Genomic DNA, 12,559 nt, shown 5'->3' on the forward strand with positions numbered 1-12,559 from the left:
AGTGTGGCCGGGGGGAGTGGGGAGTGTGGCCAGGGGGAAGTGGGAGTGCGGCCAGGGGGAAGTGGGAGTGCGGCCAGGGGGAGTCGGAGTGCGGCCAGGGGGAGTCGGAGTGCCGAGGGGAGTGGGAGTGCGGCCAGGGAGAAATGGGGAGTGTGGCCAGGGGAACTGGGAAAAGACGGGCGGATCGGGAGAATGCGGGGGTATCGGGAGAAGGCTGGGTTAAGCGGGAGTGGGGTTGGGGGAGTCGAGGGCTGGCGTGCGGAGGATGCCGCCGATCAGTAGGAGCATGCTTTGTTCGGCTTGTTGCTGGGCGGATTCGGGGTTTTCGGCGTGGGCGATGATCATGCCGGCTTCGGTGACCGCGCTGAGGATGAGTTGGGCCAGGACTTCTGTTGGGGCCGGGGTTACCAGGCCCGCTTCGGTCGCGCGGTTCAGCATGTCGGTGATCAGGCCGAGGCCGTAGCGGCGTTCCAGGTCGCGCCAGCCCTGCCAGCCGAGGACTGTCAGCGCGTCGGACATGGCGATGCGGACGGTTTCCTCGCGGCGGCACTGTTCGAGGAAGGTGCGCAGGCCCACGGCCATGGCGGTGAGTAGGTCGCCCGGATCGGGCAATTGCTCTATGGCGCGGGTGATTTCGGCGGCGTTATCGGTTTCCAGCTGTTCTAGTACGGCCAGGAACAATCCGCGTTTGTCGCCGTAGTGATGATGCAGAGCGCCGCGGGTGACCCCGGCCGAGGCGACAATCTCCTCGGCCGAGACGCTCGCGTACCCGCGCTCGCCGAACAGTCGGCGTCCGGCTTGTTCGAGTGCGGCGCGGGTGGCGCGGGAACGATCCTCCTGACTACGTCGCGGCATGCAGCCGAGTGAACTCCACGATCAACTCGGTGAGCAACTCCGGCTGATCCTCGGAGACGAAGGTGTACGAATCGTCGATCAATTTCAGCGTCGCATCGGGCAGATCACCGGCCAGCCGTTCGGCGAAGGACACCTTGAACGCCCGGTCCTCGACCGCCCAGGCGAGCAGCACGGGCAGATCGAGGTCGCCGAACCGTTCGGCGGCCGCGAGGGTGTAGCGCTTGTGCACTCCGCGCACGAACCGCAACAGATCGGCCCGGATCTCCGCCGACCGCCGACTCGGCAGCAGATAGGAATCCGCGATCTCGGGCGGCAGGGTCCGCTTGGTCACCATTCCGAAGGCGATCGGAAGCCGCTGTGCGGGCCGGAAACGCGCCAATTCGAGTCCGGCCCGCAGTAGACCGGGAATGGCCGCCAGACGCGGCAGCGGCTTGAATGGCTGCGGGAAGAACTCGTCGTAGGCATCGCAGTTGGTGAACACCACGCGACCGATCCGGGACCGATTGCGGGTCAACAGGATCTGCGTGATCGCACCGCCGGTGTCGTTGGCCACCAGCGTGACATCGCGCAGATCCAACCGGGACAGGAAATCCGCGATCAGATCCGCCGCGCCGATCGGGCTGAGATCGGCGTCCGGCACCGGAATCGAATGCGCGCCGAACGGCCAGTCCGGGGTGATGCAGCGATGTCCGGCCGCCGCGATTCCGGGCGCCACCTTGCGCCACAGATCGGCGTTGACCAACAGACCGTGGACGAATACCACCGGCGCGCCGGAACCGGTCTCGTGATAGTTGATGCGCCCGCCCGGCAGATCCACCTGCTTGGCCGGGCCGAGTGCGCTGCTGATTCCCATATTTGCCTCCGAAAGAGTGGGACGACTTCTCAGTCACAGTCACATACATACGGAATGTATGTCAATCGTTCCACGGGTGGAGATGTCGCCGGGACTCGACACCGATGCCCGGTCGTAGTGAAGGTCCATCTGAACGACAGCCCATACCGGTGCAGTCTCGTTATCCGTCTCCGGTAGCGTGATCAGGCATCTATCCGCCGATTCGGTTTGGAGCTTTCCCCGAAAATGACTGAGCAGACCCCGAGTGTGGACAGCCCGGTTGGTGGCGCCTCGTACGCCGCGGCCGGCGTGGATATCGAGGCCGGCGACCGCGCGGTCGAGCTGTTCGCGCCGCTGGCGCGCAAGGCCAGCCGCCCCGAGGTGCAGGGCGGGCTCGGCGGTTTCGCCGGACTGTTCGCGCTCAAGGGTGGCTATCGCGAACCGCTGCTTGCCGCCTCGACCGACGGGGTCGGCACCAAGATCGCGGTCGCGCAGGCGATGGACAAGCATGACACGGTCGGCCTGGATCTGGTGGCCATGGTCGTCGACGATCTGGTGGTCTGCGGCGCCGAACCGCTGTTCCTGCAGGATTACATCGCCGTGGGCAAGGTCGTGCCCGAGCGGGTCGCCCAGATCGTCTCCGGTATCGCCGAGGGCTGCGTCCAGGCGGGTTGTGCACTGCTCGGCGGCGAGACGGCCGAACATCCCGGCCTGATGGGCAACGACGACTACGACATCTCCGCGACCGGGGTCGGCGTGGTGGAGGCCGATGCTGTCCTCGGACCCGAGCGGGTGCGCCCGGGCGACGTGGTGATCGCGATGGGCTCCTCGGGTCTGCACTCCAACGGCTACAGCCTGGCGCGAAAGGTGTTGCTGGAGATCGACCGGATGTCGCTGGCGGGCCATGTCGAGGAGTTCGGCCGCACGCTCGGCGAGGAACTGCTCGAACCCACCCGCATCTACGCCAAGGACTGTCTGGCGCTGGTCGCCGAGACCGATGTGCGGACCTTCGCCCATGTCACCGGCGGCGGCCTGGCCGCCAATCTGGCACGGGTGCTGCCCGCGGGCCTCGTCGCCGAACTCGACCGGGGTACCTGGAATCCGGCGCCGGTGTTCAAGATGATCGCCCAGCGCGGCCGCGTGGAGCGGGTCGAGATGGAGAAGACCTTCAATATGGGCGTCGGCATGGTGGCAGTGGTCGCCCCGGAGGACGCCGACCGCGCCCTGGCCGTGCTGACGGCCCGCCATATCGAATGCTGGACGCTGGGCACGGTCAAGAAGTCCCGGGACGCCGAGGCCGACCGCGCCGTGCTGCTGGGTGAGCACCCGCGCTTCTAGGCGTAGCGACGAGTTCGCCTCCGGCGCGGCAGGTTTGCGGCCTGCGCGCCGGAGGCGTTGTCGTTGATGGGGCCCGATCGGGCCGATTCCACTGCCGGAACGACACTTTCGTGACTATTCCGGCGCGGCGACGATACGGCTGATCACACCGATGTCCCCCGACCGAAGTCGGATCGGTGTGCGCGGGCCTTCAGTCGACAGCGGTACTGCCGATGATGGGGCCGGACGTCAAATCGACGTGTGAAGGGGGAGGCCTCCTCCGGCCTCCCCCTTCACACGTCGATGCGAGTCAGCGGCGCCAGTCGTCGTAGCTCTTGTCGTCGTCTTCCCAACGCGACGACGTGTCGTCCTCATCGGAAAGCACACCACTCCGCGACGAGTCGCGGGAGTGTCCCGGCTCGCGGGAGTGTCCCGACAGCTCGCGCTGAAGGCTCGCGAAGTCGGTCGACGGCGAGCTGTACTTGAGATCGCGGGCGACCTTGGTCTGCTTTGCCTTAGCCCGGCCACGGCCCATGGCTGACCCCCTCGCGTGACTGCGGGGCGGCCTGGGGTGGTTTGGCGGCCCCGTTCGAATTAATACTCTTCCTGACAGACACTTTAGCGTGTGTCCGGCGGTCGCGCTTCCAGGAGTGGGTGTTGACTCGGGAACTGGCCGAGTTTGCCCGGTTGTCGCCTCTGCGGGGCCGAACTCAGAGCACCCCCGGAATCGCCCGGATCACACCCACTCTGGCGCCGCCGCCCAGTACCGCGGGGGCCGCCAATTCCGCGTGCACATCGGTCCATTCGACTCCCATCCGCTGGAGAATCGCCTGGGTCAGGGGCATTCGCGCGCGATCGTGGCCGTCATCGATCTTGTAGGCGAAGGCCCGGCCGTCGGGTAGCGCGCCCACGTGCACGCCGTCGGCGCCGATCTTGCAGACCAGGCCGGGGGTCGCGCCCATGGTCAGCAGGTCGGGCGCGTCCGTGCCCGAAATCACTCGCGGATGGGCCCGGATCGCGTCGGCGACCCGGCGTTCGGGGGATTCGGGTGCGGCCGTGGCGAACCCCGCGTAGGCACGGGCCAGATTCACCAGCGAGACGGGCACGATCGGCAGGCCACAGCCGTCGATGCCCAGATCGGTTTCCGGTTCGCCGGTGATGTCGACGACGGTCGCGGTCACCGCCTGCTGCAGCGGATGGCTCGCGTCCAGATATCCCCGGGTCGGCCAGCCGTTGACCGCACAGGTGGCGAGCATGGCGGCATGTTTGCCCGAGCAGTTCATATAGATCCGGCGGGCGGCCCGCGCCCGGTCGCGGCCGGCCAGCGCCTCGGCCCGGGCGCGCTCGTCGACCGGCAGGTCGGGAGGGCATTCGAGCTGATCCTCGGTGTGACCGAACCGGTCGAGCAGCCGCCGCACGAGCGCGACGTGGTCGGGCTCACCCCAGTGCGAGGCGGTGGAGATCGCCAGCTCCGCGTCGTCGACGGGCTCGAAACCGTTGCGCAGCAAGGCGATCGCCTGCATCGGCTTATTGGTCGAACGCGGGAAGATCGGCAGATGCACCTCGCCCAGCGCGAGCGTCGGCTCACCGTCGGAGCCGATGACGACCACCGAACCCCGGTGCACGCATTCGCGGAATCCGGACCGCACCACCTCCACCAGATCCACACTCATGCGCGCGCCTCGCTCCCGTCGGTCACCTCGGTCCTTCCCTGTTGTCGGCGCAGATGCCGATCCACCTGCATACGAATGTCGTCGGAGACCGTCGGCTCCGCGGCCAGCAGCAGCGCCAGCCGGTCCGGATCGGCGCCGGTGAACAGATCGCGCACGGTCACGCCGTGATCGGGGATGTGTTCGACCCGCACCGCGTCGCCCGCGCCGAGCGCGCCCTCGGTCAGCACCCGCAGATAGGCCCCGGTATCCGCGCGCAGCGTGAAGCGTTTGACCCAGCGCTGCTCACCGCTCCAATGTCCGAAGGTGGCGCACGGCACGCGGGGCGCGCTCACCTCGAACAGGGCCTCGCCGATCGACCAGCGCTCGCCGATCACCGCATCGCTGACGGGCAGTCCGGCCACGCGCAGATTCTCGCCGAACCAGCCCGCGGGCAGCTCGCGCGCCAACTCGGCGCCCCAGCGCCGCGCGTCCTCGTCTGCGTAGGCGTAGACGGCCTGGTGAATTCCGCCGTGGTCCTTGGTGTTACAGACGTGATCGCCGTCCAGCCCCAGCGCCCGGGCGTGCACCCGATTCGGCACCGGACGCTTATCGATGGCCGTTCGCCCGACCCGGCTGACCTTCTCGGGCAGTTCGAGTTCGGCGTGCACCACGCAGACCGCGAGCACCGTGCCGGTGTCGCCGATCGTCCTCATCGGCCGCGCAGCCGGTCGACCGCGGCGCGGCCCGCCTGGGGCGCGTCGTCGGCGGGGACGGAATCGGGATCGATGGACGCGGCCATCGGACCGGCCTCGAGCGCGGTGTCGACGGGGATGTTCCGCTTCACCAGCGCCAGCGCGATGGGACCCCATTCGTAGTGATCCACGATCGTTCCGAGCCGCCCGATCGCGCGCCCGCCCGCGGTGACCGGATCGCCGGTGACCGGCCGGGCGTCGGCGGAGCCGTCCAGGTGAAGCAGCACCAGATGTCGCGGCGGTTTGCCCAGATTGTGCACGCGCGCGACTGTCTCCTGCCCGCGGTAGCAGCCCTTGTCCAGATGTACCGCGCCGAATTCGCTCACCCCGCCGATCCAGCGGGCCTCGTGCGGAATGGTCCGATCGTCGGTGTCGACGCCGATGCGCGGCCGCAGCGCCGCCACCCGCAGCGCCTCGAAGGCCCACATCCCGGCCGGTTCCGCGCCCGCCTCGGTCAGCCGCGACCACCAGGTCGCGAGTTCGGCGCGCGGAATCACCAGGTCGAAGGAATCGGCTGTGGGCCAGGGCATCCGGCGCAGGAAGCCGCCGCCGGGCAGCGGGACCGCGGCGTAGATCTCGGGCAGCTCCTCGATGCCGAGCGCCGCGCGCAATTCGGTCACCTTCGGCCCGAGCAGGCTCAGCACCGCGTAATCGGGTTCCGGCTGCGGTTTCGCGTCGGCCCAGAAGACCATCTTCCGCAGGAAATCCACCAGATCGGCCCCGCGCTCACCCTCGGTATCGATCCACAGCGTGCCGTCCAGATCGGTGAGCACGAAGTGATGCAGTACCCGGCCGTTGAGATCGAGATCCAGATTCTCCGCCGAACGCCGGTCGCCCAGTTCGGCGATGTGCTGACTGGAGATGGTGTGCAGCCAGCTCAGGCGTTCGCGACCGGTGATGGAGGCGACGAACCGATGCGATCGATCGATCACCGCCGCGCGCTGGGCCGCGGCCTTCTGCTCGCCGAAGGGATCGCCGTAATGCCACGCCACCGCGGCATCGGGGGTGTCGGGCGGACCCGGCACGGCCCCCGGAACGATCAGCAACGGGCTGGGTGGAGAAACCACGGACACGTCTCAACAATAGGTCCTATGTCCGGCGGCCGGTCCGGGGCGGTCCGTACGGCCCACTGCTGCGAGATTGCTCGGCCGCTTGATAACAGACCGATTGTGATGTGGATCACCGCAAATCCTTGATCATTATTAGGATTGCTTCACTACTCGGAATGCGGACCTCAGGCTTTGGTGGACGTTTATATACCGGCAGTTCGGTACCCCCTCGCGCGACGGTCTGTTCGCCTAGGCTCCTTCGCATGGTGGATCGAGTTCTGGTGACACTCGACGGTGTGGTCCGGGATCCGGACGAGCCGTTGATTACTGCGGACGATATCGGCGTGCTGCGCGGTGACGGCGTCTTCGAAACGGTGTTGGTGCGTGACGGCAAGGCCTGTGCGATCGAATTGCATCTGGCCCGGCTGCGGCGGTCGGCCGAGGCGCTGGACCTGCCCGAACCCGATGCGGGGCGCTGGCGCACCGCGGTGGAGGCGGCGGTCAAGGAATGGGGCGGCGATCGCGAGGGCGCGCTGCGGCTGATCCTGACCCGCGGCCGCGACGGCGTGGACTCGGAGACCACCGCCTTCGTTTCGGTCTCACCGGTTCCGGAACGCGTGAACAAGGCACGTACCGAAGGTATTTCGGTGATTACGCTGACGCGCGGGATTTCGGTCGATCTCGCGCAGAACGCGCCCTGGCTGCTGATGGGCGCGAAAACCCTCTCCTATGCCACCAATATGGCGGCCCTGCGGTTCGCGGCCCGCATGGACGCCGACGATGTCGTGTTCACCAGTACCGAACATCGCGTTCTCGAGGGCCCACGCTCATCGGTGGTCATCCAGCGCGACAAGCAGTTGCTGACCCCGCCCGCCCGCAGCGGCGTCTTACCCGGCATCACGCAGCGCTCGCTGTTCGCCGAGGCCGAGAAGGCCGGTTGGGAATGTCGCTACGAATCGTTCTTCACCGCCGATCTCATTACCGCCGACAGCGTTTGGTTGCTGGGCAGCGTCACGCTCGCGGCGCGGGTGGCCTCGCTGGACGGGTTGAAGATGTCCCCGCCCGACTGCGCCGAGGAGATCGTCGAACTCGTGGACCGCGGTGTCTCGCGACCGTGGAAGATGTCGGACTGGGCACAGGGGTGAACGGAAGTCCCGGAGTGTCGTGACGTAAGACTCGTTGTCCGGCGGTCCGTACGGCGTAGCCTTTACTACGACATGTCGTAGTACGGCAGGAGGGCCGGATGAACGTCGTCGACGTATCGCGTTGGCAATTCGGGATCACCACCGTTTATCACTTCATCTTCGTGCCGCTCACCATCGGTCTCGCGCCGTTGGTCGCCGGCCTGCAGACGGCGTGGGTGGTCACCGGCAACGATCGGTGGTACCGGCTGACCAAATTCTTCGGCAAGTTGTTCATGATCAACTTCGCCCTGGGCGTGGTGACCGGAATCGTGCAGGAGTTCCAGTTCGGGATGAACTGGAGCGAGTACTCCCGCTTCGTCGGCGACGTATTCGGCGCGCCGCTGGCGATGGAGGGCTTGGTGGCCTTCTTCATGGAGTCGACGTTCCTGGGGCTGTGGATCTTCGGCTGGTCGCGCCTGCCGAAAGTCGTTCACCTGGCGACGATCTGGATGGTCGCGATCGGTGTGAACGCCTCGGCGTACTTCATCATCGCGGCCAACTCGTTCATGCAGCATCCGGTCGGGGCGAGCTTCAACCCGCAGACCGGTCGCGCCGAACTGCACAGCATCTGGCAGCTGCTGACCAATAACACGGCGCTGGCGGCCTTTCCGCACGTGGTGGCCGGATCCTTCCTGACCGCAGGCACATTCGTGGCCGGTATCGCGGGCTGGTGGATGGTTCGCGAGGTGCGGCGCGGCAATGTCGATCTCGCGCGCACGATCTGGCGGCCCGCCGGGCGGATGGGCATGTGGGTGATCGTGGTCTCGGGTATCGCGCTGGCGCTGACCGGTGACGTGCAGGGCAAGCTGATGTTCAAACAGCAGCCGATGAAGATGGCCTCGGCGGAATCGCTGTGCCACACCCAGGTCGACCCGAAGTTCTCGGTCCTGACCGTCGGCACCCACAACAACTGCGACAGCGTGACCCACGTGCTCGAGGTGCCCGGCGTGCTGTCGTATCTGGCCGAGGGCAAGTTCAGCGATGTGAAGCTCGAGGGCGTCAAGGATCTGCAGGCCGCCTACAACGAGAAGTACGGTCCGGGCGACTATCGACCCAATCTGTTCGTCACCTACTGGACCTTCCGCGCGATGATCACCTGGGCGGTCGGCTCGGCGGCGATCGCGCTGATCGGCTTCTGGGTGACCCGGCGCGGCCGGGTGCCGGGCGCGCGGTGGTTCTCGTGGCTGAGTCTGCTGGCCATTCCGACGCCGTTCCTGGGTAACAGCGCGGGCTGGGTGTTCACCGAGATGGGCCGTCAGCCCTGGATGGTCGCACCCAATCCGACCGGTGATCCGACCATCCGACTGACGGTGCAGCAGGGCGTATCCGGCAATACCGCGGGGCAGGTGCTGTTCTCGCTGATCGTGTTCACGCTGCTGTACGGGGCGCTGGCGGTCGTGTGGTTCTACCTGATGCGCCGGTATGTGATCGCGGGTCCGGAGGAGGCGCCGAAGGCGTCCTCGGACTCGGAATCCGTTGCCGTCGAAAAGCTTTCGTTCGCCTACTGAGGAGTGCGAGAATGAGTCTTCCCGAATTCTGGTTCCTGCTGGTCGGCGTGCTGTTCACCGGATACTTCCTGCTGGAGGGCTTCGACTTCGGCGTCGGCATGCTCATGCCGATCATCGGCCGCGGCGACGAGAACCGAAAGCGCGCCGTACTCAACACCATCGGACCGGTGTGGGACGGTAACGAGGTCTGGGTCATCACCGCGGGCGGCGCGATGTTCGCGGCCTTCCCGGAGTGGTACGCCAGCCTGTTCTCCGGGTTCTATCTGGCGCTGCTGCTGATTCTGGTGGCGCTGATCGTGCGGGCGGTGGCGATCGAATACCGCGGCAAGATCAATGAAATCCGCTGGCGGCGCTGGTGCGACGCGGCGATCGTCTTCGGCTCGTGGGTACCCGCGCTCGCGTGGGGGCTGGCCTTCGCCAATATCGTGCACGGGGTGAAGCTGGACGAGCGCAAGCACATCGGCGGGAATCTGCTCGATCTGCTGACGCCCTACGCGCTGCTCGGCGCGCTGGCCACCGCGCTGCTGTTCGCATTGCACGGGGCGGTGTTCATCGGGCTCAAGACCGGCGGCGAGGTCCGCGACGCGGCCGAACGGATCGCCAAGGCGGTGCTGATTCCGACCGCGGTCGTGGTGGGGGCGTTCGGCATCTGGACCCAGCTGGCCTACGGCAAGGGCTGGACTTGGATCCTGTTGGCGCTGGCGGTGTTCGGGCTCGCGCTGGCCGCCGCGGCGGTGTACCGCGGCCGCGACGGGTGGGCGTTCACCGGAACCGCGCTGACGGTGGTCTCGGCGATCGCGCTGCTGTTCGGCGCGCTGTTCCCGTATGTACTGCCCTCGACCGTGGACGCGGCCTTCGGGCTCACCGTCGACGGACGCGTGGTGGACGGGCACACGACCGTGAGCGCCTCGTCCACGCACTACACGCTGGTGGTGATGAGCTGGGTGGCGGTGGTGATGACGCCGATCGTGCTGCTGTATCAGGGCTGGACCTACTGGGTGTTCCGCAAGCGCATCACCGTCGATCAGATTCCCGCGCCGATCGGGTTGCCGTTCCTGGCGTCGGAGTCGGTTCGGAACTGATCATGGCTCGTCCGATCGACCCGCGGCTGTGGCGGTACGCCCGCTCGGCCCGCCGGTATCTGGTTGTGAGCGTGGGGCTTTCGCTGGTGATCACCGGCTGCATCGTGATCGCGGCACTGGCGTTGGCGCGGGTGCTGGCCGGGGTGATCACCGATCCGCAGCGGCGCACGATCGGTGCGTGGGGTGCGGAATTGGCGGTGCTGGCGGCCGCGGTCGCGATCCGGGCCGTGGCCACCTGGTGGCAGGCCCGGCTCGCCCATCGCGCGGGCGCGCAGGTGGTGGCGGAGCTCGAGGGTGCGGTCCTGGCCGCCGGGGCCGGGCTCGCGCCGCGCGAACTCGATTCGCGGCGAACGGAATTGGCCGTGATTGTCGGCAGCGGGCTGAGCGGGCTGCGCGCGTATCTGACCGGTTATCTGCCCGCACTGCTGCTCGCGGCGCTGGTACCGCCGATCGTGCTGGCCGTCATCGCGCTGCACGATCCGACGGCCGGGGCGATCATTCTCGTCACGCTGCCGCTGATCCCGATCTTCATGATCCTGATCGGGCTCATGACGCAGGGGCGCGCGGCCGCGACACTGGCCGCCACCACCCGGCTGTCGGATCAGCTGCTGGATCTGTTCGCCGGGATGCCGACGCTGCGGGCGCTGGGGCGGGAGACCGAATCCGGACCCAGTATGCGCGATCGGGTTCGGGCGCTGGGGGATTCGCTGCACAAGCGGACCATGGCCACGCTGCGGGTGGCGTTCCTGTCCTCGATGGTGCTGGAGATGCTCGCGACGCTGTGTGTGGCGCTGGTGGCGGTGTCGATCGGAATGCGTTTGGTGTTCGGGCATATGGGGTTGTATGCCGGGCTGCTCGGGCTGATTCTGGCTCCGGAGGTGTATCTGCCGCTGCGGGCGGTGGGGGAGCGGTTCCACGCGGCGCAGGACGGAATGGCCGCCGCGGAACGGGCTTTCGCGGTGCTGGAGCCAGAGGACGAGCGGGTCGGACCTGGCGGCGAGGGGCGTGAGCTGTCGAATCTGCGGGGCCGCATCGAAATTCGTGATCTGAATGTGGCCGCGCGGGACGGTCTGGCTCCGGCCGGGCTGTCGGCGATAGTGCGGCCGGGCGCGGTGACGGTGCTCACCGGGCCGAACGGCAGCGGGAAATCCACGGCGCTGCAAGCGATTCTGGGGCTGGCGACGCCGGAGAGCGGATCGGTCACCGTGGACGGCGTGCCGATCGGCGAGCTCGATCCCGAATGGTGGTGGCGGCACATCGCATGGCTTCCGCAGCGCCCGGTCCTGCTCCCCGGCACCCTACGGGAAAACCTCGAGCTGTTCGGCGCGCATCCCGAACCCGTGGGGTCCGGTCCCGCCCGAGTCATATCCGATCTCGAAGCCGCCTGCGCCGCAACCGGATTCGATACCGTTCTGGCCGACCTGCCGCACGGGTGGGATACCACGGTGGGTCCCGCGGGTCTGGGGCTGTCGCTCGGTCAACGCCAACGTCTGGCCCTGACCAGGGTCCTCGCGGCGGATCGTCCCATCCTGCTGCTCGACGAACCGACCGCTCATCTCGACGACGCCACCGAGGCGACCGTCCTCACCGCGCTGACCACCCGGGCCCGGGCGGGCGCGACGGTCCTCGTCATCGCCCATCGCCCGACCCTGCTCGCGATCGCCGACCATGTGGTCCCGGTCCGTGCCGTCGGCGACCGGAGCGTGGGGGCGGTGGCATGAACGCGGTTGCCGGGGATCTGCGACGGATGTGGGGGCTGCTCGAATTGTCCTGGCGGCGGGTCGCATTGTCCGTCGGATGGGGTGTGGTGGCGCTGGGGAGCGGGCTGGCGCTGGCGGGGTTGGCGGCCTGGTTGATCGCTCGGGCGTGGCAGATGCCGCCGGTGCTGGATTTGAGTGTGGCGGTGGTGGCGGTTCGGGCGCTGGGTATCTCGCGCGGGGTGTTTCGATATGTCGAGCGGCTGGCCACGCACGATGTGGCGTTGCGGGCCATGACCAATGCGCGGGCGACCGTCTACGCGACCTTGGCGGTGGCCGATGTCTGGACCGGGAGGCCGAGGGCGGCAACGGGTTCCGCGCGGTTGCGGCGCGGGGATCTGCTGACTCGGATCGGCGGGGATATCGACGATCTCGGGGCCGTGGTGGTGCGGGCGCTGGTGCCGATCGCGGTGGCGGCGGTGCTGTCGGTGGCCGCGGTCGGGGCGCTGGCGGCGGTGTCCACGGCGGCCGCGGGCGTGCTCGCGGTCGCGTTGGCCGTGGCCGGAATCTTCGCGCCGTGGCTGTCGGCGCGGGCGGCGCGGGAGGCCGAATTGGCGGTGCGCGCCGATCG

Annotated in this window: 11 protein-coding genes and 1 pseudogene; 6 read left to right on the forward strand and 6 right to left on the reverse strand. The window is 67.9% G+C overall.

Going from position 1 to position 12,559, the window contains the following annotated elements; translation table 11 throughout:
• Positions 1-219 precede the first annotated feature (219 nt).
• Both NP4_RS33990 and NP4_RS33995 read right to left on the reverse strand, forming a co-directional pair.
• Positions 220-855 carry a TetR/AcrR family transcriptional regulator gene (locus NP4_RS33990; RefSeq protein WP_068006676.1) on the reverse strand — a complete coding sequence of 212 codons (636 nt, stop codon included), beginning with the start codon at positions 853-855 and terminating at the stop codon, positions 220-222.
• A complete protein-coding gene (locus tag NP4_RS33995) occupies positions 842-1,708 on the reverse strand; it encodes an alpha/beta fold hydrolase (RefSeq protein ID WP_068006678.1) in 867 nt (288 codons plus the stop codon). Before NP4_RS33995 ends, NP4_RS33990 begins: the two co-directional genes overlap by 14 nt.
• Before the next feature lie 225 nt (positions 1,709-1,933).
• Here NP4_RS33995 and purM point away from each other — a divergent pair, with 225 nt between their 5' ends.
• Positions 1,934-3,025, forward strand: a complete 1,092-nt coding sequence (gene purM, locus NP4_RS34000) for a phosphoribosylformylglycinamidine cyclo-ligase (protein ID WP_062514690.1) — start codon at positions 1,934-1,936, stop codon at positions 3,023-3,025.
• Positions 3,026-3,314: 289 nt separating this feature from the next.
• Here the strand turns inward: purM and NP4_RS34005 are convergent, their stop codons facing one another.
• From NP4_RS34005 to ygfZ, 4 genes are all read right to left on the reverse strand, one after another.
• Complete coding sequence (locus NP4_RS34005) at positions 3,315-3,539, reverse strand: DUF3073 domain-containing protein (protein WP_062514688.1); 225 nt, start codon at positions 3,537-3,539, stop codon at positions 3,315-3,317.
• Positions 3,540-3,714: 175 nt separating this feature from the next.
• On the reverse strand, positions 3,715-4,677 hold the full coding sequence (locus NP4_RS34010; protein ID WP_068006679.1) for an asparaginase: 963 nt from the start codon (positions 4,675-4,677) through the stop codon (positions 3,715-3,717).
• Complete coding sequence (locus NP4_RS34015; protein WP_068006681.1) at positions 4,674-5,369, reverse strand: MOSC domain-containing protein; 696 nt, start codon at positions 5,367-5,369, stop codon at positions 4,674-4,676. Before NP4_RS34015 ends, NP4_RS34010 begins: the two co-directional genes overlap by 4 nt.
• Positions 5,366-6,481, reverse strand: coding sequence for a CAF17-like 4Fe-4S cluster assembly/insertion protein YgfZ (gene ygfZ, locus NP4_RS34020; RefSeq protein WP_068006683.1), 1,116 nt, complete (start codon positions 6,479-6,481; stop codon positions 5,366-5,368). The genes NP4_RS34015 and ygfZ overlap by 4 nt, the downstream gene beginning before the upstream one ends.
• A 239-nt stretch (positions 6,482-6,720) precedes the next feature.
• Here ygfZ and NP4_RS34025 point away from each other — a divergent pair, with 239 nt between their 5' ends.
• The 5 genes and pseudogenes from NP4_RS34025 to NP4_RS34045 all read left to right on the forward strand — a co-directional run.
• Entirely contained in the window at positions 6,721-7,602 is an 882-nt protein-coding gene (locus NP4_RS34025) for an aminodeoxychorismate lyase (RefSeq protein ID WP_068006686.1), read from the forward strand.
• 98 nt (positions 7,603-7,700) lie between these two features.
• On the forward strand, positions 7,701-9,149 hold the full coding sequence (locus tag NP4_RS34030; RefSeq protein WP_068006688.1) for a cytochrome ubiquinol oxidase subunit I: 1,449 nt from the start codon (positions 7,701-7,703) through the stop codon (positions 9,147-9,149).
• Positions 9,150-9,160: 11 nt separating this feature from the next.
• Positions 9,161-10,231 carry a cytochrome d ubiquinol oxidase subunit II gene (gene cydB / locus NP4_RS34035; protein WP_068006690.1) on the forward strand — a complete coding sequence of 357 codons (1,071 nt, stop codon included), beginning with the start codon at positions 9,161-9,163 and terminating at the stop codon, positions 10,229-10,231.
• Positions 10,232-10,233: 2 nt separating this feature from the next.
• Positions 10,234-11,952, forward strand: coding sequence for a thiol reductant ABC exporter subunit CydD (cydD, locus tag NP4_RS34040; RefSeq protein ID WP_068006692.1), 1,719 nt, complete (start codon positions 10,234-10,236; stop codon positions 11,950-11,952).
• Positions 11,949-12,559: pseudogene (locus NP4_RS34045) on the forward strand (ABC transporter ATP-binding protein); the annotation flags it as partial. The gene cydD and the pseudogene NP4_RS34045, both read left to right, overlap by 4 nt.

The sequence above is a fragment of the Nocardia pseudobrasiliensis NBRC 108224 genome, from assembly GCF_001613105.1.
GTDB classification, from domain to species: domain Bacteria; phylum Actinomycetota; class Actinomycetes; order Mycobacteriales; family Mycobacteriaceae; genus Nocardia; species Nocardia pseudobrasiliensis.

Bases quoted from the DNA above. Each gene is read 5' to 3' on its own strand.
- NP4_RS34030 (WP_068006688.1), top strand. From the start codon at position 7,701: ATGAACGTCGTCGACGTATCGCGTTGGCAATTCGGGATCACCACCGTT.
- NP4_RS34010 (WP_068006679.1), bottom strand. From the start codon at position 4,677: ATGAGTGTGGATCTGGTGGAGGTGGTGCGGTCCGGATTCCGCGAATGC.
- NP4_RS34015 (WP_068006681.1), bottom strand. From the start codon at position 5,369: ATGAGGACGATCGGCGACACCGGCACGGTGCTCGCGGTCTGCGTGGTG.
- cydB (WP_068006690.1), top strand. From the start codon at position 9,161: ATGAGTCTTCCCGAATTCTGGTTCCTGCTGGTCGGCGTGCTGTTCACC.
- NP4_RS34025 (WP_068006686.1), top strand. From the start codon at position 6,721: ATGGTGGATCGAGTTCTGGTGACACTCGACGGTGTGGTCCGGGATCCG.
- cydD (WP_068006692.1), top strand. From the start codon at position 10,234: ATGGCTCGTCCGATCGACCCGCGGCTGTGGCGGTACGCCCGCTCGGCC.
- NP4_RS33995 (WP_068006678.1), bottom strand. From the start codon at position 1,708: ATGGGAATCAGCAGCGCACTCGGCCCGGCCAAGCAGGTGGATCTGCCG.
- NP4_RS34005 (WP_062514688.1), bottom strand. From the start codon at position 3,539: ATGGGCCGTGGCCGGGCTAAGGCAAAGCAGACCAAGGTCGCCCGCGAT.
- NP4_RS33990 (WP_068006676.1), bottom strand. From the start codon at position 855: ATGCCGCGACGTAGTCAGGAGGATCGTTCCCGCGCCACCCGCGCCGCA.
- purM (WP_062514690.1), top strand. From the start codon at position 1,934: ATGACTGAGCAGACCCCGAGTGTGGACAGCCCGGTTGGTGGCGCCTCG.